The sequence below is a fragment of the Microbispora bryophytorum genome (genome assembly GCF_043197435.1).
Lineage (GTDB): Bacteria > Actinomycetota > Actinomycetes > Streptosporangiales > Streptosporangiaceae > Microbispora > Microbispora bryophytorum.
On the sequence record NZ_JBICTF010000005.1, the window covers coordinates 719,913 to 746,409 of the forward strand.

Annotated in this window: 28 protein-coding genes; 7 read left to right on the forward strand and 21 right to left on the reverse strand. The window is 73.2% G+C overall.

All coding sequences use genetic code 11. The annotated features are described in order from the left end of the window. Positions 1-35: 35 nt before the first annotated feature. From ACGFIB_RS20735 to ACGFIB_RS20760, 6 genes are all read right to left on the reverse strand, one after another. The gene (locus tag ACGFIB_RS20735) at positions 36-758 is read right to left on the reverse strand and encodes a class I SAM-dependent methyltransferase (RefSeq protein ID WP_393374053.1); all 723 of its coding nucleotides are present in this window, start codon (positions 756-758) and stop codon (positions 36-38) included. Next, entirely contained in the window at positions 706-1,557 is an 852-nt protein-coding gene (locus tag ACGFIB_RS20740; RefSeq protein WP_393374055.1) for an SRPBCC family protein, read from the reverse strand. The genes ACGFIB_RS20735 and ACGFIB_RS20740 overlap by 53 nt, the downstream gene beginning before the upstream one ends. Continuing rightward, a complete protein-coding gene (locus tag ACGFIB_RS20745; RefSeq protein WP_191050339.1) occupies positions 1,550-2,119 on the reverse strand; it encodes an ArsR/SmtB family transcription factor in 570 nt (189 codons plus the stop codon). Before ACGFIB_RS20745 ends, ACGFIB_RS20740 begins: the two co-directional genes overlap by 8 nt. A 77-nt stretch (positions 2,120-2,196) precedes the next feature. After that, complete coding sequence (locus tag ACGFIB_RS20750; RefSeq protein WP_393374057.1) at positions 2,197-3,477, reverse strand: RNA polymerase sigma factor; 1,281 nt, start codon at positions 3,475-3,477, stop codon at positions 2,197-2,199. Between the two features lie 22 nt (positions 3,478-3,499). Then, positions 3,500-3,871: a YciI family protein gene (locus ACGFIB_RS20755; RefSeq protein WP_357249057.1), complete on the reverse strand. Its 372-nt coding sequence runs from the start codon at positions 3,869-3,871 to the stop codon at positions 3,500-3,502. Positions 3,872-3,919: 48 nt separating this feature from the next. After that, on the reverse strand, positions 3,920-4,561 hold the full coding sequence (locus ACGFIB_RS20760; RefSeq protein WP_393374060.1) for a DUF998 domain-containing protein: 642 nt from the start codon (positions 4,559-4,561) through the stop codon (positions 3,920-3,922). 223 nt (positions 4,562-4,784) lie between these two features. On the opposite strand from ACGFIB_RS20760, the gene ACGFIB_RS20765 reads away from it, so the two are divergent. Next, positions 4,785-5,738 carry a methyltransferase domain-containing protein gene (locus ACGFIB_RS20765; RefSeq protein ID WP_393374063.1) on the forward strand — a complete coding sequence of 318 codons (954 nt, stop codon included), beginning with the start codon at positions 4,785-4,787 and terminating at the stop codon, positions 5,736-5,738. 59 nt (positions 5,739-5,797) lie between these two features. On the opposite strand, the gene ACGFIB_RS20770 is transcribed toward ACGFIB_RS20765, so the two are convergent. Then, entirely contained in the window at positions 5,798-6,742 is a 945-nt protein-coding gene (locus ACGFIB_RS20770; RefSeq protein ID WP_393374066.1) for an SDR family NAD(P)-dependent oxidoreductase, read from the reverse strand. Between the two features lie 140 nt (positions 6,743-6,882). On the opposite strand from ACGFIB_RS20770, the gene ACGFIB_RS20775 reads away from it, so the two are divergent. Further along, complete coding sequence (locus ACGFIB_RS20775; RefSeq protein WP_357259753.1) at positions 6,883-7,482, forward strand: TetR/AcrR family transcriptional regulator; 600 nt, start codon at positions 6,883-6,885, stop codon at positions 7,480-7,482. Positions 7,483-7,504: 22 nt separating this feature from the next. Here ACGFIB_RS20775 and ACGFIB_RS20780 read toward each other — a convergent pair whose 3' ends face one another. The 3 genes from ACGFIB_RS20780 to murQ all read right to left on the reverse strand — a co-directional run bounded on the left by ACGFIB_RS20780 (position 7,505) and on the right by murQ (position 10,384). Then, positions 7,505-8,317: a DUF1206 domain-containing protein gene (locus ACGFIB_RS20780; protein ID WP_142574817.1), complete on the reverse strand. Its 813-nt coding sequence runs from the start codon at positions 8,315-8,317 to the stop codon at positions 7,505-7,507. Between the two features lie 110 nt (positions 8,318-8,427). Continuing rightward, the gene (locus tag ACGFIB_RS20785) at positions 8,428-9,477 is read right to left on the reverse strand and encodes a serine hydrolase domain-containing protein (protein ID WP_393374069.1); all 1,050 of its coding nucleotides are present in this window, start codon (positions 9,475-9,477) and stop codon (positions 8,428-8,430) included. 4 nt (positions 9,478-9,481) lie between these two features. Further along, positions 9,482-10,384: an N-acetylmuramic acid 6-phosphate etherase gene (gene murQ, locus ACGFIB_RS20790; protein ID WP_142574816.1), complete on the reverse strand. Its 903-nt coding sequence runs from the start codon at positions 10,382-10,384 to the stop codon at positions 9,482-9,484. A 24-nt stretch (positions 10,385-10,408) separates the two neighbouring features. Here murQ and ACGFIB_RS20795 point away from each other — a divergent pair, with 24 nt between their 5' ends. Next, positions 10,409-11,515, forward strand: coding sequence for an exo-beta-N-acetylmuramidase NamZ family protein (locus ACGFIB_RS20795; protein ID WP_393374072.1), 1,107 nt, complete (start codon positions 10,409-10,411; stop codon positions 11,513-11,515). 2 nt (positions 11,516-11,517) lie between these two features. On the opposite strand, the gene ACGFIB_RS20800 is transcribed toward ACGFIB_RS20795, so the two are convergent. The 10 genes from ACGFIB_RS20800 to ACGFIB_RS20845 form a co-directional block, all read right to left on the reverse strand. Next, positions 11,518-12,444, reverse strand: a complete 927-nt coding sequence (locus ACGFIB_RS20800) for a GNAT family N-acetyltransferase (protein WP_393374075.1) — start codon at positions 12,442-12,444, stop codon at positions 11,518-11,520. After that, complete coding sequence (locus ACGFIB_RS20805; protein WP_357249082.1) at positions 12,441-13,460, reverse strand: ABC transporter ATP-binding protein; 1,020 nt, start codon at positions 13,458-13,460, stop codon at positions 12,441-12,443. The genes ACGFIB_RS20800 and ACGFIB_RS20805 overlap by 4 nt, the downstream gene beginning before the upstream one ends. Beyond that, positions 13,457-14,488 carry an ABC transporter ATP-binding protein gene (locus ACGFIB_RS20810; protein WP_393374079.1) on the reverse strand — a complete coding sequence of 344 codons (1,032 nt, stop codon included), beginning with the start codon at positions 14,486-14,488 and terminating at the stop codon, positions 13,457-13,459. Before ACGFIB_RS20810 ends, ACGFIB_RS20805 begins: the two co-directional genes overlap by 4 nt. Before the next feature lie 5 nt (positions 14,489-14,493). Next, complete coding sequence (locus ACGFIB_RS20815; protein WP_393374082.1) at positions 14,494-15,426, reverse strand: ABC transporter permease; 933 nt, start codon at positions 15,424-15,426, stop codon at positions 14,494-14,496. Further along, complete coding sequence (locus tag ACGFIB_RS20820) at positions 15,423-16,457, reverse strand: ABC transporter permease (protein WP_357032846.1); 1,035 nt, start codon at positions 16,455-16,457, stop codon at positions 15,423-15,425. The genes ACGFIB_RS20815 and ACGFIB_RS20820 overlap by 4 nt, the downstream gene beginning before the upstream one ends. After that, positions 16,454-18,274 (reverse strand): ABC transporter substrate-binding protein, encoded by a 1,821-nt coding sequence (locus ACGFIB_RS20825; protein ID WP_393374085.1) that lies wholly within the window; start codon positions 18,272-18,274, stop codon positions 16,454-16,456. The genes ACGFIB_RS20820 and ACGFIB_RS20825 overlap by 4 nt, the downstream gene beginning before the upstream one ends. A 148-nt stretch (positions 18,275-18,422) precedes the next feature. After that, positions 18,423-19,934 carry a glycoside hydrolase family 3 protein gene (locus ACGFIB_RS20830; RefSeq protein ID WP_393374087.1) on the reverse strand — a complete coding sequence of 504 codons (1,512 nt, stop codon included), beginning with the start codon at positions 19,932-19,934 and terminating at the stop codon, positions 18,423-18,425. Then, complete coding sequence (locus tag ACGFIB_RS20835; RefSeq protein ID WP_393374090.1) at positions 19,925-20,935, reverse strand: N-acetylglucosamine kinase; 1,011 nt, start codon at positions 20,933-20,935, stop codon at positions 19,925-19,927. The genes ACGFIB_RS20830 and ACGFIB_RS20835 overlap by 10 nt, the downstream gene beginning before the upstream one ends. Before the next feature lie 85 nt (positions 20,936-21,020). Then, positions 21,021-21,245: a hypothetical protein gene (locus tag ACGFIB_RS20840; protein ID WP_142574807.1), complete on the reverse strand. Its 225-nt coding sequence runs from the start codon at positions 21,243-21,245 to the stop codon at positions 21,021-21,023. 58 nt (positions 21,246-21,303) lie between these two features. Further along, complete coding sequence (locus ACGFIB_RS20845) at positions 21,304-22,260, reverse strand: SDR family NAD(P)-dependent oxidoreductase (protein WP_393374093.1); 957 nt, start codon at positions 22,258-22,260, stop codon at positions 21,304-21,306. 99 nt (positions 22,261-22,359) lie between these two features. On the opposite strand from ACGFIB_RS20845, the gene ACGFIB_RS20850 reads away from it, so the two are divergent. The 4 genes from ACGFIB_RS20850 to ACGFIB_RS20865 all read left to right on the forward strand — a co-directional run bounded on the left by ACGFIB_RS20850 (position 22,360) and on the right by ACGFIB_RS20865 (position 26,153). Then, entirely contained in the window at positions 22,360-23,319 is a 960-nt protein-coding gene (locus tag ACGFIB_RS20850; protein WP_393374096.1) for an AraC family transcriptional regulator, read from the forward strand. A 115-nt stretch (positions 23,320-23,434) separates the two neighbouring features. Then, entirely contained in the window at positions 23,435-24,028 is a 594-nt protein-coding gene (locus ACGFIB_RS20855) for an MFS transporter (protein WP_393374099.1), read from the forward strand. Between the two features lie 267 nt (positions 24,029-24,295). Further along, positions 24,296-24,946 carry a copper chaperone PCu(A)C gene (locus ACGFIB_RS20860; RefSeq protein ID WP_393374101.1) on the forward strand — a complete coding sequence of 217 codons (651 nt, stop codon included), beginning with the start codon at positions 24,296-24,298 and terminating at the stop codon, positions 24,944-24,946. After that, positions 24,939-26,153, forward strand: a complete 1,215-nt coding sequence (locus ACGFIB_RS20865) for a Dyp-type peroxidase (RefSeq protein ID WP_393374104.1) — start codon at positions 24,939-24,941, stop codon at positions 26,151-26,153. Before ACGFIB_RS20860 ends, ACGFIB_RS20865 begins: the two co-directional genes overlap by 8 nt. A gap of 56 nt (positions 26,154-26,209) precedes the next feature. Here ACGFIB_RS20865 and ACGFIB_RS20870 read toward each other — a convergent pair. Continuing rightward, positions 26,210-26,497, reverse strand: a 288-nt coding sequence (locus ACGFIB_RS20870; protein WP_393374106.1) for a hypothetical protein, incomplete at its 5' end; no start/stop codon positions are given.

Here is a 26,497-nt window from a genome sequence, read left to right on the forward strand (position 1 = left end):
TTGACCGATCGGCCAGCTCTGACCGAGGCGGGAGCCTACGCGGGACGGCGGGCGAGGGTGAGCAGGTGGCCGCTGATCCCGAGAAGCGACGGCACGCGTTCCGGCGTGCGCTGGGCGTCGAGCATGAGCCTGCGGCGTTCGGGGTCGTCGAGCCAGTCGTTGACGTCGCCGTAAAGCCAGAAGGCGCCCTCCAGGCCGTAGCGCTCGGCGCCGGGAAGCCCGGCGTCGGCGAACTCCCCTGGCACCTCCTCGGGCTCGTGCAGGTAGGCCGGGAAACCCTGCCCGGGACCCAGCAGGCGGCCGTTCTCCAAGGCCTGGCGCGCGGCCAGGCGGTGTCGCTCCTGCTCGTAGACCCCCAGGTGGACCATGTCGTGCACGGCGGCGTAGCGGTTGATGGTCGCGGCGGCCACCAGCCCGCCGGGGCGCACCACGCGGCGCGCCTCGGCCAGGGCGGCGACCCGGTCGGCACGGCCGGCCAGGTGGTAGAGCGGGCCCAGCAGCAGGACCGCGTCGGCGCACGCGTCCGGCAGGGGCAGGTCGCGTGCGTCGCCCAGCCGCGCGATCAACCCCCGCAGGGCCCCGGCCCGCTCGACGTGGAGCGGGACCGGGTCAAGCAGTTCGACCTCGTAGCCGTCGGCGACCAGCCATTCGGCGTGCACTCCGGTGCCGCCGCCGACGTCGAGCACCCGGGCGGGCGGGGTGGGGTCAGGCCGCCGGCTCGACGGGGAGCCAGATCTGGTGGCGGCCGGGCGCCTCATGGTAACGACGCAGCGCGGCCAGGCCGCTGAGCCATCCGGTCCAGGCCGCGTACGGCGGATTGGCGGTGTCGAAGCCGCTCTGGACGAACGTCAGGCGGGTCTTGCCGCCGCTGTCCTCCAGGTCCCAGGTGACGACGCCCCCCGGTCCCCAGTCGGCCGACATGGTCTTGCCGGGGACCAGGTCGATGATCTTCGCGGGGTGCGGATCGGCGTCCAGGCCGCCCATGGCGAAGCGCCCGCCGACGTGCGGCTCGATGCCGATGGGGTATCCGAACCAGTCGCTCGCCTTGTCCGAGTCGGTCAGGGAGTCGAACACCTGGTCGACCGGCGCGTCAATGACCGTCTCGCCGCGGAAGTCGGCGGAGGTGAAGTCGGGCTGGGGGCCGATCTCGCGTCCCTCGACGTGGTCGGCCAGGTTGGACAGCGCCAGCGACCAGAAGGTCTGCAGCACGCCCCGGATGCTCGCTCCGGTGATGACGTCCTGGAAGTCGAAGTGGCTCTGCGACAGGGTCAGGACGGTCGCGTCCGGGGACTCCTCCGTCAGCGTGATCTCGGTGGTCGTCTCCACGCCGTCCAGCAGCCAGGCGAAACGCAGCGTGTGGTCGTCGGCGTGCAGCGGGCGCTGGTGGGGGGCGTCGCCCTCCGGGGTGCGGCGGCCCCAGAACGCGTAGCGGCCGGGCAGGTCGGTCTCGGCGTGCTCGGCCAGCCACACCCGCATCGCGGCGGGGTCGGTCAGCGCGTGGCGCACCTCCTTCACCGGGGCGGCGAGGCGGACGCGGACGATCATAGGTTCACTCACGGTCGTCTCCCTGGGGGTAGTGGGGATAGCAGGCCACGGCGAGTTTGAAGGCGTCGCCTTCCGCGCCGCCGTAGCGGGTGAACAGGTCCTGCAGCGCGGTGCGCAGGTCGGCCAGGAACTGCTGGCGGCGTTCCGGGGGCACGCGCACCTCGCCGGACACGGCGATGGACGGCAACTCCGGGGCGGCCCGGTCGAGCGCGGCGATGTCGGCCTGCACCTCTTCCATGAGGTCGAGCAGGTAGCCCAGGCTGAGCTCGTCCTGCCGCCGGCGCAGCCCGCCGATGCGGCCCACCAGGCTGGGCGCCAGCCAGTAGGAGCGGGCGCTCGCCTGGTAGATGCCTTCGGTGATGCCGCGCACCCGCCGCTCGGAGACCTGGTCGACCAGGCCCGCCTCCACGAGGCGTTTGACGTGGTAGTAGACCCGCTGCGGCGTCTGGTCGAGCACCGCCGCCACCTCGGTGCACGTGCGGGGCTCGGCCAGCTGCCGCAGCACCTCGATGCGCTGCGGCTTGAGCAGTGCCTCGGCCTGCTCGATCTGCTCCAGGTACAGGATGTCTCTCATCGCAAAAACAATGTTGTACGTAAAAATTGTCTTTGTCAATGGGTCGACGGAAGAAGAGGCACCAGAAGGGGGGTCGGCTACCCGCGGCCGACCGCGCGGGCCAGGAACAGGGCGTGGGCCAGGAACAGGGCGCGCTCCCGCTCGTTCCCGGTCAGGGACGCCGCCCGTTCGAACTCCCGCCGCGCCTCGTCCCTGCGGCCCAGCCGGGCCAGCAGGTCGCCGCGTACGGCCGGAAGTTGGGGGTAGCCGCGCAGGACCTTGTCGCCGGCGACGGCGTCGGCGATCTCCAGCCCGCGTGCCGGGTCGCCGGCCATGGCGACCGCGACGGCGCGGTTCAGTTCGACCACGGGAGAGGGCGAGACGTGGGCGAGCACCCGGTAGAGCGCGGCGACGCGCCCCCAGTCGGTGTCGCCGCCGCGGACGGCCCGGGCATGGCAGGCGGCGATGGCCGCCTGCAGGGCGTACGGCCCGAAGGCGCCGCCGAGCGACTCGGCCCGCTCCAGCGCCTCCAGGCCCCGGCGGATCAGGAGCCGGTCCCACAGGCGCCGGTCCTGGTCGGGGAGCAGGACCGGCGCGCCGTCCGGTCCGGTGCGGGCGCGCAGGCGGGAGGCCTGCAGTTCCATCAGCGCGGCCAGGCCGTGCACCTCCGGTTCGCCGGGGAGCAGGCCCGCCAGGAGACGGCCCAGGCGCAGCGCCTCGTGGCAGAGGTCGGGGCGGGTCCAGTCGTCTCCCGCCGTGGCCGAGTAGCCCTCGTTGAAGATCAGGTAGACGACTTCCAGCACCGAAGCCAGCCGCTCGGCCAGGTCGCCGGGGGCAGGCATCTCGAACCTGACCCCTTTGGCGGCCAGGGTGCGCTTGGCGCGGACGATCCGCTGCGCCACCGCCGGCTCGGTGGCCAGGAAGGCCCGGGCGATCTCCCCGGTGGTCAGACCGCCGAGCAGGCGCAAAGTGAGCGAGACGCGCGCCTCGGTGGTCAGCGCGAGATGGCAGGCGGTGAAGACGAGCCGCAGCATGTCGTCGCGGATGTGGTCGTCCATGTCGGCGTCCGGGTCCGGCTGCGGCCTGCTCCCGACGTCACGGCCGATCTCCTGGAGCTTGCGCTCGTAGCGGCTGCGCCGCCGCAGATGATCGATCGCGCGGTGCTTGGCGGTGGCCATGAGCCAGGCGCCCGGGTTGTCCGGGACGCCCGCCTCCGGCCACTGCTCCAGCGCGATGAGCAGCGCGTCCTGGGCGAGCTCCTCGGCCAGGCCGACATCGTCGACGAGGCGGGCCAGCCCCGCCACGAGCCTGGCGGACTCGATCCGCCAGACCGCCTCGATCGCGCGGTGCGCCGCGAGCAGCGCCTCGGTGCCGGTCATCGGAGTGCTCAGCTCACCATGTTCAGGCCGGCGGGGCGAAATCCTCGGGGCCGAGAACCTTGACCACCTCGGCCTCGCCCTCCCAGCCCTCCCACAGGTCGCGGTGCAGGCGCATGAAGCGCGCGGCCCACTCGACGGCCTCCTCCTTCGACCGCACGTCGTACAGGGCGTAGCTGATCAGCTCCTTCGACTCGGCGAACGGGCCGTCGGTCACGCTGAGCCCGCCCTCGGCCACGCGCACCCTCGCCCCGGACGCGCTGGGCGCCAGCCCGGCGGTGTCGAGCAGCGCCCCGGCGACGGTCGCCTCCTGGCCGAGCTTGGCGATGGCCTCCATGAGGTCGGCGGGCGGCGGGGTGGCGGGCTGGGCGGCCCTGAGCAGAACCATGTAACGCATCGGTCGTCTCCTTCCGGTCAATCATCTATCAGGTGAACGCGGGACGGGTCAGGCGTTCCGGTAGGCGTGCACGGCAAGGGCGCCGATCCAGGCCCAGCCGAGCACCACGGCGCCGGTGAAGGCGAGGTTGGCCCAGGTCGCACCCGCCCCCGAGGCCACGGCCAGGAACCCGGCCGCGAACAGCACGCCGATCGCCCGCGAACTCCACGCCCAGACCACCTGCCCGCTCCGGGCGAAACGGCGGGCGAGGGCGAAGCAGGCCGCGACGAGGCAGGCGAACCCGACGCCGCCGGAGACCAGGTGTGCGACGCCGTGCCAGCTCGCCTCGCCCGCCGGCACGCCGCGGGGGAAGCCGCCGGCCGGGTCGGCCCGGAAGGCGCCGGCCGCCAGCAGGCTCAGACCGTAGACGGCCAGCAGGCGGGGGGCCCAGCCGCGGCCGTGGGCCCGGCGCAGGCCCACGGCGAAGGCGACGGTCATCGCCCCCGTCAGCACGAAGACGGCGATGTGGACCCAGCCGAGGTCGCCGTTGGCGAGCAGGCTCCAGGCGTGCCGGGTCAGGTCGAAGCCGTCCCGGGTCAGGGCCTCGGCCAGCGACACCCCGACGTAGACCGGGCCGGCGATCACGCCGTACCCGAGCAGGCTGCGGGTGATGCCGGTCTCGCGGTCGCACGTGGCGCGGGCGGTGGTCATGGGTGGTTCTCCCTCCGGCGGGGCCGGTCCCTCACCGGCCCTTCACCCACTCCTCGAACGGGACGCTCCCGGATCGACACGCCTCCCGGACTTTTTCGAGATTTTTCCGGCGGCGCTTCCCGGAGAGCACCGCGCCCGGCCGCGGGCACAGACGGCCTGGCGAGCGGAGGCCGAACCGGCCGTGGCCGGCAGTCCGGTCAGCGCGCTGTCCTGTCATGGCTGTGTGAGATATCCCTCTCCCGTCGTCGTGGCGCTGGTGGTCTGGGGAGGTGACCATGTGGTGATGACCACCTCGCCTCGCCCGCCGCGCGACAGTGACCGACCGGATCCGACGGGCGGGACCACCGCGCTCGGTGGAGAGCCCGCTCCCGCTCGCGGGTACCTCCTGGACAACGCACGCGCCGAGGCGGGCGAGCGATTCGTTTGGCTGGCCGAGCTGTTCGACGGTGTGACGCGGGGGCACTTCGATCGGCTGGGGGTCGGGGCCGGCTCGCGCTGCTGGGAGGTGGGGGCCGGTGGCCGCAGCATCCCGGAGGCGCTCGCGGCGGCCGTCGGTCCGGCCGGGCACGTGCTGGCCACGGACATCGACCCGTCGTGGCTGGAGGCAGGCGGCGGATACGAGGTGCGCCGGCACGACGTCGCCCTTGATCCGCCCCCGGAGCCGGGAACGTTCGATCTGGTGCACGCCCGGCTCGTGCTGGTCCATGTGCCCGACCGGGCTCGGGCGTTGGCCACGATGGCGGCGGCGCTGCGGCCCGGCGGCTGGCTGCTGATCGAGGACGCCGACACCGCTCTGCAGCCACTGGCATGCCTGGACGACAGCGGCCCGGCGCAGCGGCGGGCCAACCGGCTGCGTGACGCGGTCCGGGAGCTGCTGACGCGCCGCGGCGCGGACCTGCGCTACGGCCGGACACTGCCGCGGGCATTGCGTGAGGCCGGCTTGGTGGATGTCGCCGCGGCGGGCTCTTTCCCGGTCGGCGGGCCGGCCTGCGACCGGCTGGAGGCGGCGACCATCCGGCACGTGCGCGGCGAGCTGCTCGCGGCCGGCCTGGCCGACGACGCCGAGATCGACGCGCACCTGGCCGCCATCCACGCGGGCGAACTCGACCTGACACTCGCGCCGCTGATCTCGGCCTGGGGACGCCGTCCAGCCGAGCAGCCGCCGGCACTCGGTTAGGCGCGGATCCAACGTTGTCCGACCGCTGCCAAGCCGCCAGGCTGTGAGACAGGCCCTGGCTAGAGGGCGAGCAGGTCCACCGACACCTGCCAGAGGAGGGTGGCCGCCTCCGGGTCGAGCGCGTACGCCGCGACGCCCCGGCCGGCGCCCTCCTGATTCGGCTCCGCCTCCTGGTTGTCCTCGAAGTAGCGTCCGCTGACGCCCTCGACCAGCGGCGACGCGGCGAGCAGCACGGAAGTGGCCGCGCCCTGCTCGGTGTTCTTCCACGTCACGCCGGTCGAGTTGCCCAGCGCGCGGCGGCGCTCGATGTAGTCCGGCTCCAGGTGCCGCTGCAGGCCGGTCGGGATGCCGCCGGGCATGAGCGCGTTGACCGCGATGCCGTCCCCGGCCCACCGCCGGGCGGCCTCGACCGCGAACAGCACGTTGGCCGTCTTCGACTGCCCGTACGCCAGCCACGGGTCGTACGGGCGCTCCTGGAAGTGGATGTCGTCGAAGACGACCGCCGACCGCAGGTGGGCGCTGGAGCTGACCGACACGACGCGGGCGCCGCCCGCCGCCGCGAGCGCCGGGTGCAGTCCCGTGGTCAGCGCGAAGTGACCGAGGTGATTGGTGGCGAACTGCAGCTCCCAGCCCTCCGGCGTCCGCGTTTCCGGGCACGCCATCACTCCGGCGTTGTTGACCAGGATGTGCAGCGGCCCCTCCCACGCGGCGGCGAACGCGGCGACGGAGGCCCGGTCGGCGAGGTCCAGCGGCGCGACGAGGACGGGCGCGCCCGCGGTGGTGGCGGCGACGGCCTCAGCGGTCCGCTTTCCCGCGTCGAGGTCGCGGACGGCGATCGTCACCTCCGCGCCCGCCGCGGCCAGCGCCCGGGCGGTCTCGACGCCGATTCCCGACGCCCCTCCGGTCACGATCGCCCGCCGCCCGCCCAGGTCGACGCCCTCCAGGACCTCGGCCGCGGTGGACTGCCCGGTGAACGGAGTGGTGATAGGCGTGGTCTGAGTCATGGTCGTCCCCGTCCCGTACGGCGGCAGGCGCCCCTCGGGAGCCCGGCCGCTACAATCAAGGAAAACCGGAGGAACCTCCGGTACGCCTGCAACTTTAATCGGAGGATCCTCCGGTTAGCAACCCGCGTCGTGGAGGAGCCGTGTCCACCCCCGCTCGACCATCCGGAGCCAAGCCCCTGCGCGCCGACGCCCGGCGCAACCGCGAGCGGTTGCTCGACGTCGCCGTGCGGGCGTTCTCCCAGGACGGGCCGGACGTCACGCTCGACGCGATCGCGAAGGAGGCGGGCGTCGGCATCGGCACGCTCTACCGCCACTTCCCCACCAGGGAGGCGCTGATCGAGGCGGCCTACCGCAACGAGCTGGCGAAGCTGTGCGACGCGGCGGCCGAGCTCGCGGACACGATGCCGCCCGACGTGGCGATGCGCGCCTGGATGGACCGTTTCGTCGACTACCTGGCGACCAAGCGGGGCATGGCCGACGCGTTGCGCGCCGTGATCGCCTCCGGCGCCAACCCGTACGCGCACAGCCGCGACCGGCTCATCGGCGCGATCGGCACGCTGCTCGACGCGGGCGGTGCGGCCGGGACGCTGCGGCGGGAAGTGGCGGCCGAGGACGTGCTCACCGGCGTGAACGGCATCTGCCTGGCCGCCGGCGAACCCGCGCAGCGCGAGCAGGCCGGGCGCCTGCTCGACCTGCTGATGGACGGCCTGCGCCACGGAGCGCCGGGCGCGCCTGCCTGAGGCGGGACTCCGGCGGGCCCGCTCACACCCGGTGCCAGCGGGCCTCCGCGAAGCAGTAGACGGCGAACAGCACCAGACCGACGGCGACCACGACGAGCAGCCACGGCCCGGCCGGGGTGTCGGCGAGCGCCTTGAGCGCGCCGTCGATGCCGGCCGCCTTGTCGGGGTCGTAGGTGAGGGCGGCCTGGCCGATCAGGGCGCCGGCGGCCAGCGCGATGACGCCGCGGGCGATGTAGCCGGCCTTGCCGAGCTTGACGACGACACCACGGGCACGGGGCCCGGTCACGTACATGTCCTTCATGAACTTCTCGGTCCAGCCCTCGTAGATCCAGAAGACGCCGAGGGCGATCACGCCCAGCGCCATCAGGCCGACCAGGAACTGGCCGCCGGGCAGCTCGAACAGCGTCTTGGTGACGTCCTGCGACTGGCTGTCGGACGAGGAGGCGGCCTTGTTGCGCGTGAGCAGCGCCACCATCGAGAACACCAGGGCGGCGTAGACGACGGCCTTGGCCACGGCCTCCACGCGCTCCTTGACCCCGGGCCGGCCCCAGACGGCCTCGGAGACCTGCCAGATCGTCAGTGCGGCCAGGCCGACGGCCATGACCCACAGCAGGGGGTCGCCCAGGGGCGCGTCGCGGACGATCTGGAGCGCGCTGCTCTTGTCGGCCTCCCCTCCCCCGCCGAAGGCGATCTGGAGGGCGACCAGGCCGATGATCGCGTACAGGACGCCCCGGGCGGCGAACCCGACCTTGGCGAGCTTCTCCAGGACAGGGTGGTCGGCCGCTTTGCGGGCCGCCCCTTCGAGACGGCGGCCGGCCTGGTGGGCGGTCGTCATCGCGGCTCCTCTCCTCGGTGGATCGGTCGGTGGATCGTTCGGTGGATCGGTCCGTCTGCCGGACTGACCGCCTACTGACCCGGACGAGGAGGATCAAACATCCGCCGGGCTCAGCCGACCAGGCGCAGGGCCTCGGCCGCGACGGCGTGCCGGAGGTCGCGGATGCCGGGGCGGCCCCGCAGCGGGTGGACATTGTTGGTGAGCAGCACGACGGTCAGCCGGCGGGCGGGATCGACGACCAGCGACGTGCCGGTGAAGCCCGAGTGGCCGAACGCGCCCGCGAGCGGCCCCACGATCGCCGGGTCGTCGATGCGCACGCCGAGCCCCTGGCGGAAGGCGGCGCCCGGCACGCCCTGGTCGCGCAGCATCTCGGCGGTCCAGGCGGGAGACAGCACCGGGCCGCCGCCGGTGCGCAGCGCCTCGCCGAAACGCACGAGGTCGGCGGCGGTGGAGAACAGCCCGGCGTGCCCGGCCACGCCGCCCAGCGCGTGGGCCGTCTCGTCGTGCACCTCACCCCGCACGCAGATGCCGCGCTTGAACTCGGTGGCGACGGCCCGGCCCGGCTCGACCGGCCCGTACGTCGTGGCGCCGAGCCCGAGCGGCCCGGTGACCCGCTCGCGCACGAGCACGTCCAGCGGCGCACCGCCGGCGGCCTCCGCCAGCCGCCCGGCCGTGATCATGCCGACGTCCGAGTAGAGGTGCGTCCCCGGCGGCCCCTGCACCGGAGTGGACAGCACCAGGTCCCAGCGGGCCTCCTCCGGCTCCTTTTCCACCCGGCGGCTCGCGGGCAGGCCCGCCGAATGCGTCAGCAGGTGCCGTACGGTGATCTCGGGCCGGTCCCCGTAGAACCGGGGCAGCCGGGCGGCCACCGGCTCGTCGAGGTCGAGCGCGCCCTGCTGGGCCAGTGAGACGAGCACCGCGGCCGTGAACATCTTGGTCAGGGAGGCGATGTCGAAGAGCGCGTCCATCGCCACGGCCGGCCGTCGCGCCAGCAGCCCCCCGGACGGACCGGCGTACCGCAGGGCTTCGCCCACGGCGGCCGCGGCGACCGTACGCCCGTCCACGGCGATCGCGGCGACCGCCGCCGACGCGATCTCGGGCACGGCCGCCCGCAGGACGTCCTCCAGCATGTGCTGAGGCGTCTGGTCAGGCCCGGGCATCTGGTCATGCACTGTGCAGCGCCGGGCCGAGCCGGTTGCCGTGGGCCGCGAGCAGCGCCCGCGCGTCGTCGGCGCCCACCCCGCGCTCGATCATCACGACGGCCGTCTTCACGTCCCGTCCCGCGCTCTCCAGGACCTCCCGGGCCCGCGGCACCTGCGTGCCGGTGATGTCGGAGACGATGCGGGCCGCCCGGTCGACCAGCTTGGAGTTGCTGGCCACGACGTCGACCATGAAGTTCCCGTACGTCCGCCCCGACCTGATCATCGTGATCGTGGAGATCATGTTGAGGACCAGCTTCTGGGCCGTGCCGGCCTTCAGGCGGGTCGAGCCGGTGACCACCTCCGGCCCCACGATGACCTCGACCGCGTGGTCGGCGGCACGCGCGAGCGGGGTGCCGGTGTTGCAGGCCAGGCCCACGGTCAGCGCGCCGAGCCGACGGGCCTGCTCGACCGCCGCGACGACGTACGGCGCGCGCCCGCTGGCGGAGATGCCCACCACGGAGTCGAGCGGGCCGACGTGCTTGCCGCGGATCACGGCGGCGCCCGCCTCCGCGTCGTCCTCGGCGCCCTCGACCGAGCGCACCAGCGCGGCCTCGCCGCCCGCGATGATGCCCTGGACCAGGTCGGGGTGCGTGCCGAAGGTCGGCGGGCACTCGGAGGCGTCGAGCACCGCGAGCCGCCCGGAGGTGCCCGCGCCCACGTAGAGGAGCCTGCCCCCGTCGGCCATCCGCGCGGCGATCGCGTCGACGGCCGCGGCGATCGCCGGGACGGCCCGGCCCACGGCGGCCGGGACGGCGGCGTCGGCGGCGTTCATGAGCCGGGCGATCTCCTCCGTGGGCAGCGTGTCGATCCCGCTGAAGCGGGGATCGCTCTGTTCGGTGGCGAGAGCGGCGAGTGAGTGGGTCATGGTTCCTCAGCTTCGGAGTGCTAGATGAATCGTGTGCGTACGGGGCTGGAGCGGCTGACGAGCACGCCGGGAACCGGACGGGTGCGGGTCGGGCTCATCACCAACCCCACCGGAGTCCTGCCCGATCTGACCCCCGCCGCACCGGCCCTGCTGGCCGCCGGGGTGCCCGTGACCACGTTGTTCAGCCCCGAGCACGGCCTGCGCGGCACGGCCCAGGCGGGCGGCGGCGAGGGCGACACCGCCGACCCGGTCACCGGCCTGCCCGTGCTCGACACCTACCGGCGGACCGGCGGCGACCTGGACGCGCTGGTCGCGTCGTCCGGGGTGGAGGCGCTCGTCTTCGACGTGTGCGACGTGGGCGCGCGCTTCTACACCTACGTCTGGACGATGTACGACCTGATGGGATCGGCCGCCCGGCTCGGGCTGCGGTTCACCGTGCTCGACCGGCCCAATCCGATCGGCGGCGCGGTGGCCGAGGGCCCGGTGCTCGACCCGGCCTACGCGAGCTTCGTCGGCCGCGCCGCCCTGCCCGTACGGCACGGCCTCACGCCGGGCGAGATCGCCGTGTTCGCCAACCGCGCGATCGGCGCCGAACTGGACGTGGTGTGCGTGGAGGGCTGGCGCAGGCAGTGGCACTTCGACCGCACCGGGCTGCCCTGGGTGCTGCCGTCGGCCAACATGCCGACCCTCGACACCGCCCTGGTCTACCCCGGCACCGGGCTCCTGGAGGGGGTGAACGCCGCCGAGGGCCGCGGCACGACCCGGCCGTTCGAGCTGGTCGGCGCGCCGTACGCGGACGGCCGGTTCGCCGCCGCGCTGAACGATCTCGGCCTTCCCGGGGTGCGCTTCCGCGACACGTGGTTCACCCCGACGTTCGGCAGGCACGCGGGCGTCGTGGTGCGCGGCGCGCAGCTGCATGTGACCGACCGGGAGGCCTTCCCGCCGGTGCTGACGGGTGTGTCCGTCCTGCACGTGCTGCGCAGCCTGTATCCGGGCGACTTCGCCTGCGAGCCGTTCCTCGACCTGCTGTGGGGCTCGGCCTCGCTGCGCGAGCACCTGGAGGCGGGCCGCGACCCCCGCGGGCTGTGCCCCCCGCCGGGCCCGCCCCAGGGCGAACTGCTGTACGGCTGACATCAGCCCAGCGCGCGGCGGTAGAGCCAGAACACCCGCTCGGCGCGGGCGCCCACCGCCCGGGAGTAGAAGCGGAGCGGGCCCACCCAGCCGATCTGCGCGGACGTCTGCCCGGCGGCGGCCTGCTCGTCGAGGCAGCGGCGCAGCAGCACCCGGCCCACGCCGAGCCCGCGGGCGGCCTCGGCCGTGCCCATCGGCCCGAACCACAGCGGCCGGGCGCCCCAGGCGGCGAAGCCGAGGATCTCCCCGTCGCGCGCCGCCCCGTCGCGGAAGGCCCCGTCGCGGAAGGCCCCGTCGCGGAAGGCATAGTGCAGACCAGTCGCCTGCTCGGCCTCCCAGGCCCATTTGTCGTTCCACTGCTCGCGGACGAAGGCCGCGACCTGCGCCCGCTCTCCGGCCGGGTCACCGTGAGCAGGCACTGCGGCGACGGTGACCCCGGCCGCGGCGAGCCGGGCCAGGTCGGCCTCGTGCTCGGCCTCGTCGTAGCGGGCGGGCAGGTCGGCCGTCATGTTCCAGGCCACGTGGTAGCGCTCGTAACCCAGGCTTTCGGCCAGGCAGGCGGCCGGGGTGTAGCGCACGTCGATCCCGGGCCAGGCGTAGCAGGGCGGGTTGCCGGCGAACCTCGCCTCGGCCGCGCCGCGCGCCCGCATCCACTCCTCGGCCGCGCCCACGAGCGCCCGCCCGATCCCCCGGCCCCGGGCGGCGGGGTCCACGGCGATCAGGTCGATGTGACCGGCGCCGTCCGCGCCGATCGAGGTGAACACGGCGCCGTCCCGGTCCGGGGTGGCCAGGACCGTCCACGCCCGCTCCCCCGGCGGGTCGGCCAGCCGCCGTACGACCAGCGCGGCGTCGCCGGCGTCGGCCCACAGCGCGGCGGCGGCCAGGCGCTCCAGCGCCCCGTCCGCCTCGACCGGAAGGACGTCCGTCACTCGCCCACCCCCACCGGGATCACGCTGCGCCGCCTGGGGTGGAAGCAGGCGTACTCCTGCCCGGCCTCCTGTTCCGGCCCTCCGTCGCGGCCCAGCACGGGCATCTCGTTCTCGCAGCGCTCGGTGCTGAACGGGCAGCGCCTGGCGAACAGGCAGCCGCCGTCGGGCTCGCCCTCCCGCTGCATCTCCCTCGGCACGACCCGCTCGGCGCCCGGCCGTTCCAGGCCGTGCAGCACCGGGATCGCCGACAGCAGCGACTGCGTGTACGGATGGACCGGGTCCGAGATGATCTTCTCCGTGGCGCCCCGCTCGACGACCTGACCGCGGTAGAGCACGTACAGCTCGCCGTCGTCGCCGATGTAGCGGGCGGTGGCGATGTCGTGGGTGATGAACAGCACGCCCACGCCGAGGCGCTCGCGCAGGTCCTTCAGCAGGGCGAGGATGCCCAGGCGCAGCGACACGTCGATCATCGAGACGGCCTCGTCGGCGACGAGCACCTCGGGGTCCATGGTGAGCGCGCGGGCGATCACCACGCGCTGGCGCATGCCGCCCGACAGCTGGTGGGGGTAGCGCGGGAGCACGTAGCCGGGGTCGATGCCGACCATCGCCAGCAGCTCCGCGGCCCGCCCGTCGACCCACGAGCGCGGGCGGCCCGCCTGCCGGGCGCGCAGCCGCAGCGGCGCCTCCAGCGTCTGGTGGATCGTCCGGGTGGGATTGAGCGCCGAGTAGGGGTCCTGGTGGATGAGCTGGATCCGGCGGAAGTACGGCTGCCGCCTGCGGTGGCTCAGCGTGGACATCGGCACGCCGTCGATGACGATCTCGCCCGCGTCGTGGGTCTCCAGGCCGGCGACGATCCGGCCGAGTGTGGTCTTGCCGCTGCCCGACTCGCCGATGAACGAGACGGCGCCGCCCTTGGCGACGGCGAAGTCCACGCCGCGCAGCGCGGGCACCTCGCGGGCGCCGAGCACGCTGCCACGCTGCTTGAAGATCTTGGTGATGCCGGTCCCCGTGATCACACGAACTCCTCCTTCCGCTTGACCAGGGTGAGGTGGCGGTCGGCGGCGTGACAGGCGACGGTGCGGCCGTCCTGCGTGACGGACATGGGCTCGTCGGTCTCGCACACCTCCATCCGCCGCTCGCAGCGCTCGCGGAACACGCAGCCCTGCGTGGGCAGCGTCCCGAGCGTCGGCGGGCGGCCGGGCAGCGCCCGGGCCAGCGACAGATCGCCGGACAGCCGCGGGATCGCCCTGATCAGGCCCTGGGTGTACGGGTGCCGGGCGCTCCCGAGCACCTCGGTCACCGGGCCGTGCTCGACCACCCGGCCGCCGTACATGACGGCGAGGCTGTCGGCGACCTCGGCCACCGCGCCGACGTCGTGGGTGATGACGAGCGTGGTGAGCGCCCGCTCCTCGTGGACCTCGCGAATGATCCGCAGGATCGTGGCCTGCGTGATCATGTCGAGGGCAGTGGTCGGCTCGTCCAGAACGACGACCTTGGCGTTCAGGACGAGCGCGAGCATGATGCCGACCCGCTGGCGCATGCCGCCGGACAGCTCGTGCTGGTAGGAGTCGAGCACCCGGGCGCCGTCCATGCCCATGCGGGCCAGCAGGTCCTTGGCGTCGCGCACCAGCCCCCGCAGGTCCTCCACGTCGTGGGAGCGGCCGAGGTCGAGCAGCTGCTTGCCGATGGTCTTCAGCGGGTTCAGCGAGTTCTGCGCGGCCTGGAAGACGTATCCGACCTGACGGCCGCGGGTGCGGCGCAGGTCCTCGCCCCGAAGCGTCAGCACGTCGCCGAGGCCGTCGATCTCGACGCTGCCCGCCGCGATCCTGCCGGGCGGCTGCACCGCGTTGAGCAGCGACAACGCGAGCGTCGACTTGCCCGAACCCGACTCGCCGACGACGCCGGTGATCGTGCCGGGGGCGAGGGCGAGGTCGACGCCGCGTACGGCGGGCAGCTCGCCGGCGGGCGTCTTGTAGACGACCGTGAGGTCCCGGATCCGGACCCCCGGTGCGGCCGTGTGACGTGCGGTCGTGTCAGCGGTCATGGGGGCTACTCCTCCCGCAGGCGGGGATTGAAGATCTCGTCCATCGCGTCCACGATCAGCACAATGCCCAGGGTGAGCAGCAGGATCGCGATCAGCGGGGCCAGCAGGTACGGCAGCGCGGCGGGAGTGGTGAGCGCCCCGCCGTTGAACACCGCGAGGTTCAGCATCACGCCCCAGTTGTTCGACTCGAACGGCAGCACGCCGAGGAAGAACAGGCCCACCTGGGCGTACACCGCGCCGGTGACGGCGATGAGCATGTTCATCGCGATGTAGGGCGCCATGCTCGGCAGCAGTTCGCGGCCGATGATGTGCCGGGTGGGCAGGCCGAGGCCGCGGGCGGCCTCGATGAAGCCGCGCTCGCGCAGCGACAGCGTCTGCGACCGCACGGCGCGGGCGATGCCGCCCCAGCCGAGCACCCCGAGCACCAGGCCCATCTCTAGCGGGCTCTCGAACTTCCAGACCGTGGACAGCACGAGCAGCAGCGGCAGGCCGGGAATCGCGAGGTTCATGTCGGTCAGGCGCATCAGCAGCGTGTCCCACCGGCCGCGGTGGAAGCCCGCGACCAGCCCGATGAGCGTGCCGAGCGCGACCGTGATGACGGCCGTGGCCAGGCCGGTGAGCAGCACGTAGCGCGCGCCGGTGACGACCAGTGCGAGCACGTCGGTGCCCTCGAAGTCGGTGCCGAAGGGGTGGGCCAGGCTCGGCGGCGCGTACAGCGCGTTGTCGTCGCGCGGCAGCTGCGCGGGGTAGAGCAGCGGCCCGGCCACACCGATGACCGCGAACAGCACGACGATGCCCACCCCGGCCATACGGCTGGGCTTGCGCCGCAGCACCCGCCACACCCCGCGCCAGAAGTTGCGCCGCAGCGTGGCCCGCGTCGTCCCGGCCGACACCGCCCCGGGACTGATCGCCCCCTCCGGGTTGACGATGACGGTCATGCCGCGCCTCCGCTCCTGACCCGGGGGTCGATCGCCGTGTACAGCAGGTCGGCGGCGATGTTGGCGACGACGATGCCCACCGTGATCACCAGGAACGTGCCTCCCATCAGCGCGTAGTCGCGGCTGCTGATGCTGTTGACGAGCAGCAGGCCGAGGCCCGGGTAGTTGAAGATCTCCTCGATGAAGATCGAGCCGCCGAACAGCATGCCGATCGACAGGGCGAGGATCGTGAACAGCGGCAGGATCGCGTTGCGCGCGAGATACCGGAAGACGAAACCGCGCCGCAGGCCGCGTAGTTCGGCCGCGAGGATGAAGTCGTCGCCGAGCACGGCGACGACGTTCGACTTCATCGCGAGGATCCACCCGCCGTAGCTGGCCAGCGTGTACGTGACGACCGGCAGCACGGCGTGGTGCACCAGCGAGCCGATGTAGCCGGCGTTGAAGCCGGGGACGAACTCGACGTCCACCGGCCCGCCCGACGGCATGATCGGCCACAGCGTGGCGAAGATCGCGGTGAGCAGCAGGCCGATGACGTACACCGGCACGCCGTGCAGCAGCGAGCCGGACAGCGCGAGCGCGTCGCCCAGCTTGCCCGACCGCTTGATCGCGGCGTAGACGCCCATGGTGACGCCGAGCAGGAAGCTCAGCAGCGTGCCGGCGAGGACCGGGAGCACAGTCCACCGGGCCGCGTGGCCGATGAGCGTGGTCACCTCCACGCCTGGTGTGCTGAGTGACCGCCCGAGGTCGAGGTGGAGCAGCGAGCCCATGTAGCCGACGTACTGCTGCCACAGGTTGCCGGTCGGCAGGAAGCCGTACAGGACGGCGGTGGCCCGTTCGGCCTGCTCGGGCGACATGCCCTTCTGGATCAGGCTCTCGTACTGCCCGAGCACGGGATCGCCGGGGATCTCCCGGATGATGACGAAGCTGATCGTGGCGACGACCCAGATCATCGCCAGGCCGCGGCCCAGATGGCCGCCGATCTTCCTGGCGACCGCGCCCAGCCGGGGACGCCCCGGAACGGCGTGCGTCATGCCTGCCCCTTCTCCGCTTTTTTGATCATCCCGAGCTGCATCCACACCCCGGACGACAGCCGCAGGGACTCGTCGTCGTCCGGCGGGAACGCGGTGTACCGGGAGGTGTTCACGAACTGGGTGTTCACGTAGTCCCAGAGCTGGACGACCGGGAGCTGTTCGTTGGCGACCTTGGCCAGGACGCCGACGATGCGCTGCTGCTCGTCGTGGGACGCGAAGTTCAGCTTGCTGGTCAGCTCGCCGGGGTCGACCGTGCCGGCGGCGCCGGCGTCGGCCTTCTCCGGCCCGCCCATCCAGTTGCCCTCGGTGCCCGGCGCGACGTGCCGCAGCCGGCCGCCGAACATCTGCCAGCCGTTCGCCTGCCCGTACAGCCGCTGGAAGATGTTGTACGGCGAGGGTCCGAGGCCGATCAGCCAGAACCCGAGGTCGTACTTGCCGTCGGCCAGCTCTCCGAGATAAAGGGTGTAGTCGGCGGCGGTGACCACGCTCGCGTCGATGCCGTGGTCGCCGAGCTGGCTGGTGATCGACTTGGCCGCGGCGACCCAGTCGGAGAACGACGCGGGCACGTGGATGCGGACCTTCCACGGGCTGCCGTCGGGCAGAGTCCAGTGGCCGCCCCGCTTGGTCATGCCGGCCGCCTTCAGCTCGGCGTCGGCCTTGGCGGGGCTCACGCGGTACTGATTCAGGCTGTCGAACGCGTCGCCCAGCCAGGCCCGGGCCGCCTTGGCGTGGATGCCGGAGGTGGTGACGGCGGGCGTGCCGCCCTCCGGAGAGGCGATCTTCGTGACCTGGGCGCGGTCGATCAGGTAGGCGATCGCCCGCCGCACGTGCACGTTGTCGTACGGCTTGTGCGACTGGTTGAACGCGAGGGAGACCGCCACGGGCGAGTAGCCCTTGATCACCTCGCTGCCCTTCGCGTCGCGGATCCGGTCCAGGACGGCGGTAGGCACGGAGGTGAAGGGAGCGTTGTCCAGCCGGCCGGCGATCAGGTAGTTCCAGATCTGCTCGTTGCCGGTGTAGTTCAGGAGCTTCACCTTGTCCGGCACGATGTTCTGCCGGGCGTAGAAGTAGGGGTTGCGCGTGAGCAGCGCCGCGCCGGGGTTCACCCGCTCCAGCACGAACGGCCCGGCGGACACGTCGTGGCCGGGGTCGAAGGCGATGACATTCTCCGCCAGCCCGGTGATCTGGCTCTTCGCCTTCTCGGCCGCCGCGCCCTGGCCATGCTGGGCGACCTTGAGCGTCTGCCAGAAGTTCGCGGGCAACAGCTTCCCGAAGACGTGCGCGGGCACGACCACCGTCGACAGCAGGTTGGCGAGGAACGTCGAGCTGCGGTTGGCGCCCTGTGTCACCCTGATCGTCTTGGGGTCGACGACCTGGAGGTCGGCGGCGGCGCCGGCCGCCTTCGGGTCCAGCGCGTACGCCGTGCCGCCCTGGGTGTAGGCGAGACCGATCGAGACACGCACGTCCTCGCTGGTCACCGGCACACCGTCGGACCACCTGGCGTTCGGCTGCAGGCGGATGACGACCTCCGACCGGTCAGGGGACATGCTCCAGCTCCTGGCGATGGCCGGGTAGAACTGGTTGGGGTCGGTGGGGTCGTTCTTGGGCCACGCCAGCGCCATGCCGTTGTATCCCGAGAAGACCGATCCGACGGGGTTGAACGGGTTGATCGGCGCGCTCGCGTTGATCTGCTTGCTGCCGTCGATCGTGGTGTACACGCCGCCGCCCCGCTGGGCGGTGTCCGTCGTCCCGGTAGTGCCGCAGGCGGTCACGGTGACGATGGACGCCACCGCCATGATCGCTGCGAGTCGCTTCATGGGCTGCTCCTGGTTCCCGATTGCCTGGACAATACGGGCGCGCTCGCGATGCCGTCAATTTTTTCCACGAGCAGACGTGGAGATGGAGTTAATTTTTACCGAGCCCACTACCTGCGAAGACGTCTCATGTGAGCGACCGGCGAACCGGTCAGACGCCGCCGGTGAGCCGGCGGGCAGCCGCCCGCGCGGAGGCCGTGGAGTTACCGTGGGTGGTGAGGTACAGCCGCCCGGCCGGCTGCCCCGGCATCCCCGTCTCGACCACGACCGCGTCCGGGCGGGCCCGCAGCGCCTCCTCCAGGAGCCGCCGCATCCAGGCGTGCCGTACGGCGTCGTGGACGACGATCACGAGCGGGCGCCCCGCCTCGCTCAGATCCGGCAGGTGCCCGTCGCCGTCCACTTCGGCCATCGCCGTCCCGGGCAGGATCTCCTCGATCGCCTGACCGACTTTCAGCGGGGTCGCGCGGCCGACGGCCTGGCTGGGCCGCGCCGCCAGGTGCACCACCAGCGGCGCCTTCGTCAGCGGCGCCGCCGCCTGCTCCGCCGGGGTCGCGCGCAGGGCGGCCGTCGCCGCCGCCAGGCCGAGGCCCTCATCGGCGTCGCGGGCCACCGCGGCCCTGGCCTCGGCCCGAGCGTCGTACCACGCGGCCAGGTCCCGCACCCGGCCCGCCGCCTCGGCCAGGCGTTCGTCCGTCAGCCGTCCGTCTCGGACCGCACCGGTGATCGCGTCGCGCAGCGCGTAGACGCTCTCCCCCCGGGCCGAGGACACGCCGACGCAGATCGCGTCGGCCCCCGCGGCCAGCGCGCGGACCGCGATCTCGCCCGGCTCGTGCAGGGCGGAGACCGCGCGCATCTCGATCGCGTCGGTCACCACGAGCCCGTCGAACCCCAGCTCCTCGCGCAGCAGGCCGGTCAGCACCGCACGGCTCAGCGTCGCGGGGAGCGCGTCGACGGCGGGGACGAGCAGGTGGCCGCACATCACGGTGCGCACGCCCGCCGCGATGGCGGCCCGGAACGGCGGCAGGTCGCGCCGCTCTATCACCTCGCGGGAGGCGCGTACGGTGGGCAGCGCCAGGTGGGAGTCGGTCACGGTGTCCCCATGGCCGGGGAAGTGCTTGGCGCAGGCGGCCACCCCCGCGCTCTGCAGCCCCTCGATCCACGCTGCGCCGTGGCGGCCGACCTCGTCGGGGTCGGAGCCGAAGGAACGCACGCCGATGACGGGGTTGCGGGGATCGGCGTTGACGTCCACCACCGGGGCGTAGTCGAGGGTGATGCCGGCGGCGGCGACCATGCGGCCGATCTGCCGCGCCACCCGGCGGGTCAGCGACTCGTCGCCGGCGACGCCGAGCGCCAGGTTGCCCGGCCAGGAGCTGCCGGTGGCGGCCTCCAGCCGGGTGACGGCGCCGCCCTCCTCGTCCACGGCGACGACCACGTCCGGCCGTTCCCGGCGCAGATCGGCGACCAGGGCGGCCACCGAGCCGCGGGCGTTGTTAGGGGCGACGTCGCGGGCGATGCCGCGGGCGATGTTGCGGGCGAACAGGACCACCCCGCCCAGGCCCTCGCCGAGCGCCCGCCGCAACCAGTCGGGCGGTTCCGTGCCCTCGAAACCGGGCTGGAGCACGGCCATCGCCATCCGGTCCAGCTCGCCGCCGCTCAGCCCCATGGGCCCCCCTGCTCGATCAGCACGCGGTGCGCCTTGTCGGCGCGCGGATCGCCGGGCAGGGCGGACCGCACCGCGAGCGCGGCGGCCCCCGCCGCGTTGTCTCCCGCGCGCATCAGCACGGCCCGCCTGCCCAGCTCGGCCCGGACCAGATGGGCGAGCTCGGTCGGCTCGGTCAGCAGCGACCCCGCGAGCACCAGCGGCCCTCCGCCACCCCCCGCCCGGACTCCCCGTGCAGGAGTGCCCTCCCCCACGACGACCCCTGCCGTACGGCACAGCCTGCGTGCCGCCTCGGCGACGATGCCGCGCGCCACCTCGTCGCCCTCGCGGGCGGCGGCGTCCACCACGGGCGCGAGCGTGCCCAGCCAGGCGGGCCCCGACTCGGCGACCCGCGCGTACACGGCCGCGACCAGGGCCTGGGTGAGCGCGGGCCCGTCGTCCTCGCCGGGCGCCCCCGTTCCCAGGACGGCCTCGGCCACGCGGGCGACCAGCACCGTGGGCGCGCCCCGGCCGTCGATCGCGTGCAGCGCCGCGGCGGCGGCGCGGCGGCCCAGCCACACGCCCGAGCCCTCGTCGCCCAGCAGCCAACCCAGGCCGTCGGCCCGCCGTACGACGCGGCGGTCGCGGACGCGGGCGCCGATCGCGCCCGTGCCGGCCACCAGGACCGCGCCGTCGGGCTGATCGGTCGCGCCGGTGAAGGCGACGAGCACGTCCGCGACCACCGCCGGGCGCCCGGCGAGCCCGGCCTCCCGCCAGGCCCGCTCGGCGGGCTCGGCGGCGCGGGCGGACCCGGCTAGGCCGAACACGCCCCCGGCGACCCGTGCGGGGTCCAGGCCCCCCAGCGCGCCGAGTAGCGCGGCGCGCAGGTTGGCGACCGGGTCGGGGACCGAGATCGCGTTGGCGCCGCCGGCCCGTCCCCGCCCGGCGATCTCGCCCGACGCGGTGACCACGACGCAGCGCGTGCTGGTGCCGCCCCCGTCCACGCCGACGAACAGAGCCCCCACGGCCGCTCCCTTGTAGATACCTTCCATCAACCTACAAGGCGATGGAAATCTTCTACAACGGCCACCGGTCGGGCGAGATATCCGGCTATTTCTTGCTGTCGGTGAGATCGACGAGCGCGGTGGCCGCCCGGAAGAACTTGTTGCGTCCGAGATCCCCGACGGTCTTGACGTGGAAGGCCTTCTTCAACAGCTCCGCGTCCTCCGCGCTCACCCCGGCCAGCGCGTCCACCGGCGCCTTGATGATCTCGTCCAGGGTCTTGTCCTCGTACTCGCGGTCGAGCAGCTTCGCCAGGTCTGCCGATACAGCCATGGTTCCCCCCATCGAACACGCCCCCGATATCTCTTGAAGTGCCCAAACAGCACATTTCCTATGCCGTTGCGAGCACCGAACTCGCGTAGTCCCACAGGCGGTCCGCCGCGTCCGGATCGAGCGCGTGGGCCGCCACGCCGCCCGGAACTTCGGGGATGGCGGGCGGGGCCTCCTGGTTGTCCTCGAAGTAGCGGCCGGTCACGCCTTCCACCAGGGGCGAGGCCGCCAGCAGCACCGATGCCGCCGCCCCCTGGGCGAGCGTCTTGAGGTAGGGCTGCGGGATGATCTCGCCGTTCTCGTCGATCGCGCCCATCTCCCGCATGGTCGCCTCGTCCATGTAACGCTGGAGGTTCGTGATGATCCAGCCGGGGTTGAGCGCGTTCGCCGTGATTCCGTCGGCCGCCCACCGGCGCGCACCCACCGCGAGCAGGACGTCCGCCGTCTTGGACTGCCCGTAGGCCGCCCACGGGTGGTACGGCCGGCGCTCGAACTGCGGGTCGTCGAAGTCGAAGGGCGCGTCGCGATGGGCCCCGGAGCTGACGACGACGATCCGCGCCCGGCCCGCCGCCCGCAGACTGCCGTACAGGCCCATGGTCAGAGCGAAATGTCCGAGATAGTTCGTCGCGAGCTGCATCTCCCAGCCTTGTGCGGTCACCTCCCGCACCGGGATGGCCATGACCCCGGCGTTGGCGACCAGCACGTCGAGCGGGCCGCGCCAGTCCCGCACGAACGCCGCGACCGACGACAGATCGGCCAGGTCGAGCGCGGCGGACCGCACGGTTCCGGGCAGGTCGGCGAAGGTCGCGGCGACCTTCGCCGCGGCGGCCGGGTCGCGGGTGGCGATGGTGACCTCCGCGCCGGCCGCGGCCAGGACGCGGACGGTTTCGGCGCCGATGCCGGAGGCGCCGCCGGTGACGACGACGCGCCGCCCGGTCAGATCCACCCCCTCGATGACCTCCGCAGCGGTGGCGTGGGAGTGGAACGGAGTCGTGAGACGAGTCTGGTTGCTGTTCATGAGGCCACGCTAGAAGCCACGGCGCAGACTATCTATAATGGAAAGTCCGCAGAACTTCATTGTGCGTCCAATCGACTCGAATCGCCGCGGGGGAAGCAGATGGATCCGCTCGAAGACGTGCTCGCGCTGCTGGGCACCAGGGCGCACCTGTCCACGGGAATGACGGCGGGCGGCAGCTGGGCGGTGCGCTTCGAACCGCCGGACGGCGTGAAGTTCAACACCCTCCGGCGCGGCCGGTGCCTCCTGGATGTCGAGGGCCTCACCGCGCCGATCCCTCTGGCGGAGGGCGACTGCTTCCTGCTCACGCACCCCCTCGCCTTCACGCTCTTCAGCGACCCCGACGCCGTCCCGGTCGACGCCGGGCCCTTGTGGACGGCCGCAGGGGACCGCCTCCCTCACGTCGGCGACGGTGTCGACACCTTCCTCGTCGGCGGCCGCTTCTCGTTCGGCGACCGCGCGCGAGGGCTCCTGCTCGACGGGCTGCCCCCGGTCATCCACGTACCCGCGGACACCGACGAGGCGAGCGCGGTGCGGTGGGCCCTCGGTCAGATCGACGCCGAGCTGCGGGGGCGTCCGATCGGCTCGACGCTCGTGGCCGAGCATCTCGCCGTGGTCATGCTCATCCACGTCCTGCGTCTGCATCTCGCCCGCGAGTCCCACGCGGTGTCGGGGTGGCTCGCCGGTCTCGCCGACCCCGTGGTCGCGGCGGCGCTGCGGTCCATTCACGCCCGGCCCGCCCACCCGTGGACCGTCGCGGAGCTGGCACGGGCCGGTGCGGTGTCCCGATCCACCCTCGCCGCGCGGTTCAAGGACACGGTCGGTCTCGGCCCCCTCGACTACCTCACCCGATGGCGGATCGAGCTCGCCTCCCAGCGTCTGCGCATCGGCGACGACACGCTCGCCACGATCGCCCTCGCCGTCGGCTACGGCTCGGAAAGCGCCCTCAGCACCGCGTTCAAGCGGATCACCGGCAGTTCACCGCGCGAGTATCGGCGGCAGCGGGCGGATGCTCCGGCCGTCGTCGCATCCCCGAGCCCGGCGCCGCAGCCCGCCGGCTGAACCGGCATCGCCGCAGGGACGGCGGACAAGGAGCCGGACGTCCGCGCCGCGAGCGACACGGCGTCCCGGACCGGGAACCGGGCGCCCGGCATGCCATATTGGCTGTGCCATGCCGGTGACATCGCCTCTCCGCCTCGCCCGAGCCGCCGCCTTCACCGCGGTGTGCCTCGGCCTGGGCATGGTGGCGCACCTGGTCAGCGGTGGTGAGGTCGCCCCCGGCGCGCTGGCGCTGGGCCTGCCGGCGGTCTTCGCCGCCGCGCTGCCGCTGTCGGGCAGGGAACGGACGCTCCGCGCGATCCTGCCCCTCCTCGCGGCCCTGCAGGTCGCGCTGCACGTGTTGTTCGCCCTGTCGTCCCCGTCGTCGTCCGCCGTTCATGTCCTGGCTGAGCATGCCCTCGCGCAGCATGTCCCGACCGGGCTCGCCATGGCCGGGCACGCGCATGCCGGGCCGGGCTTCGGAATGCTGGCCGGCCACGGCTGGGCGGTGGTGCTGACGGCGCTGTGGCTGGCCAGGGGCGAGGCCGCCCTGTGGGCGCTGCTGCGGCGGCTCGCCGTACGGCTCACGCGGATCGCGGCCGATCCGGCGCCGCCGGTGTTCACGCCGCCGGCGTCGCCGCACCCGGACGAGCCGTGCCTGCCGCGCTCCGTCGCGCCACGTCACTGCGTCACCCGGCGCGGCCCCCCACGCCTTCTCCAGCCGTCCATCTGAGACGGCTCTCCTCACCCGCTCCCGGCCGCATAGGGCCCCGGGAGCGTTGTCGATGCTTTTTCCGGCGGAGCATGCCGCGCGCCTGCCCGATCTTCGGCCGTGGCGGCCAGTCCCCGCCGCGCCGCCCCGCGCCGCCCTGCGCCGCCGGGACGGCCTGCGCTGACCGCCCGCAGCGGACGGCCCGCAGGGGACAGCCCGCAGGGTCTGCCTCGCATGCCCAGGAACGCCATCCGCGTGCCCGCCGGACGACCGAGAGAAGGCTTTCGCATGACCATCACGACCGTTTACCGCGTGCTCCCGGCGGCGCTGACCGCGCTCCTGGCCGCCGGGGCCTGTTCCGCGCCGTCCGGCACAGTGACCGGCACCATCCCCCACACCGTGGCCGGCGCCACTCCCCTCACCGTGGCCGACGCCATCCCCCACACCGTGACCGGCACCGGCACCACCACCGCCGCCACCACCACCGCGGCCGCTACGGCCACCACGGCCACCACGGCCTCGCCGGCCCCCGCCTCTGCGGCCGTCGCCCCGCTGTCGATCAGCGACTCGTGGGTGAAGACGGCCCGCTCCGGCATGAGCGCCGCCTTCGCCACGCTGGTCAACACCACCGACGAGGCGGTGACCGTCGTCGCGGCGAGCACTCCCGTCTCCTCGTCCGTGGAGCTGCACGAGGTCGTCGGAGACGGCGGCAGCACGACCATGCGCCGCAAGCAGGGCGGGTTCGTGATCCCCGCCGGCGGCAGGCACGTACTCCAGCCCGGCGGCGACCACATCATGCTCATGGGCGTGCGCACAGCCGTCGAGCCGGGTACGGAGGTGCCCTTCACGCTCACCCTGAAGGACGGCAGGACGGTGTCCTTCATGGCGGTGGCCAAGGACTTCGCCGGCGCCAACGAGTCCTACGCCTCTCATGAGTGAGGGCGGATACGCGGCGGGACTGCGACTGACCCGGCGCGGCCTGCTCACGGGAGGGGCCGTCGCCGCCGCGGCGGCAGCCTGCGCCCCGGCCTCCGCCGTACCGGACGCTGTAGGACGCACATCGGCCGGACCGGCGCCTCTCCCCGGCGGCGACGCCGTCGAACCCTTCCACGGCGCCCACCAGGCGGGCGTCGCGACGTCTCCGCAGACGTTCGCGGTGTTCGCCGGGTTCGACCTGCGGACGGGGACCGGCCGTGTGGCGCTCGCGCGCCTGATGCGGCTGCTCACCGACGACGCACGGCGGCTGACCCGGGGCGAGCCCGCCCTCGCCGACACCGACGCCGAACTCGCGCTCCTGTCCGCGCGGCTCACCGTCACCTTCGGATTCGGCTCCGGGCTGTTCAAGGCGGCAGGGGCCGAGCATCTCGCGCCGCAAGCGCTGCCGCCGTTCAAGGTCGACGCCCTCCAGTCCAGCTGGAGCGGCGGGGACCTGCTGGTCCAGGTGTGCGCGGACGACCGCGTCACGCTGGCGCACGCGCTGCGCGTGCTCGTCAGGGACGCCCGCTCCTTCGCCACCGTGCGCTGGACCCAGCACGGGTTCCGGCAGAGCCCGCAGGTGCGCGCGCCGGGGACGACCCAGCGCAACCTGATGGGCCAGCTCGACGGCACCGTCAACCCCCCGCCCGGGTCGGCGGACTTCGAGCGGGCCGTGTGGGTGCGCGACGGGTGGCTGCGCGGCGGCACGACACTGGTGCTTCGCCGCATCCGAATGGACCTGGAGAAGTGGGACGCCGCGGACCGGTCGGCCAAGGAGTTCAGCGTCGGGCGGCGGCTGGACACCGGTGCGCCGCTGACCGGCCGGGCCGAGACCGACGAGCCCGACTTCGCCGCGCTCGGCCCGTCGGGCCTGCCGATCATCTCGGAGTACGCGCACATCCGCCGCGCCCGGGTCGCCGACCCGGGCCTGCGGATCCTGCGGCGGGCCTACAACTACGAGAACGGCCTCAGCCCGGAGGGCCGGCCCGACGCGGGTCTGTTGTTTGCGTCCTATCAGGCCGACGTGGCACGGCAGTTCGTCCCGATCCAGCAGCGCCTCGCCGAGGTGGACCTGCTCAACCAGTGGATCACGCCCATCGGGTCTGCTGTTTTCGCCATACCGCCCGGGTGTTCGCCAGACGGCTGGATCGGGGAGACCCTCCTGTCCTGACCCCGGCGCAACATGACGGACCGGCCCGGTTCCTGTCACGGGGATCGCGCCCCCCTTCAGAACGGCGGCACTTCGAGGTCGCTCTTGAAGGAAGCTCCTCCGGTTTCGGTGTCGGCCTGCTCACTGGCGCCGTGTCCGGCACCGCTTCTGGCGCTGTGTCCGGCACCGCTTCTGGTGCCGGGTGTGGCCTGGCTGTCCGCCTCGCCACTGGTCGTGTCGTGACGTCCGCCGCTACGGCTGGGAGTTGTTTGAGGTCGGGATGGAGTCATGATGGTGTCCGGTGTTCCGGCGGGGTTGGCGGGCAGGTGTCCGGGCGGGGCGTCGGGCCAGTTGCGGGGCTGGGG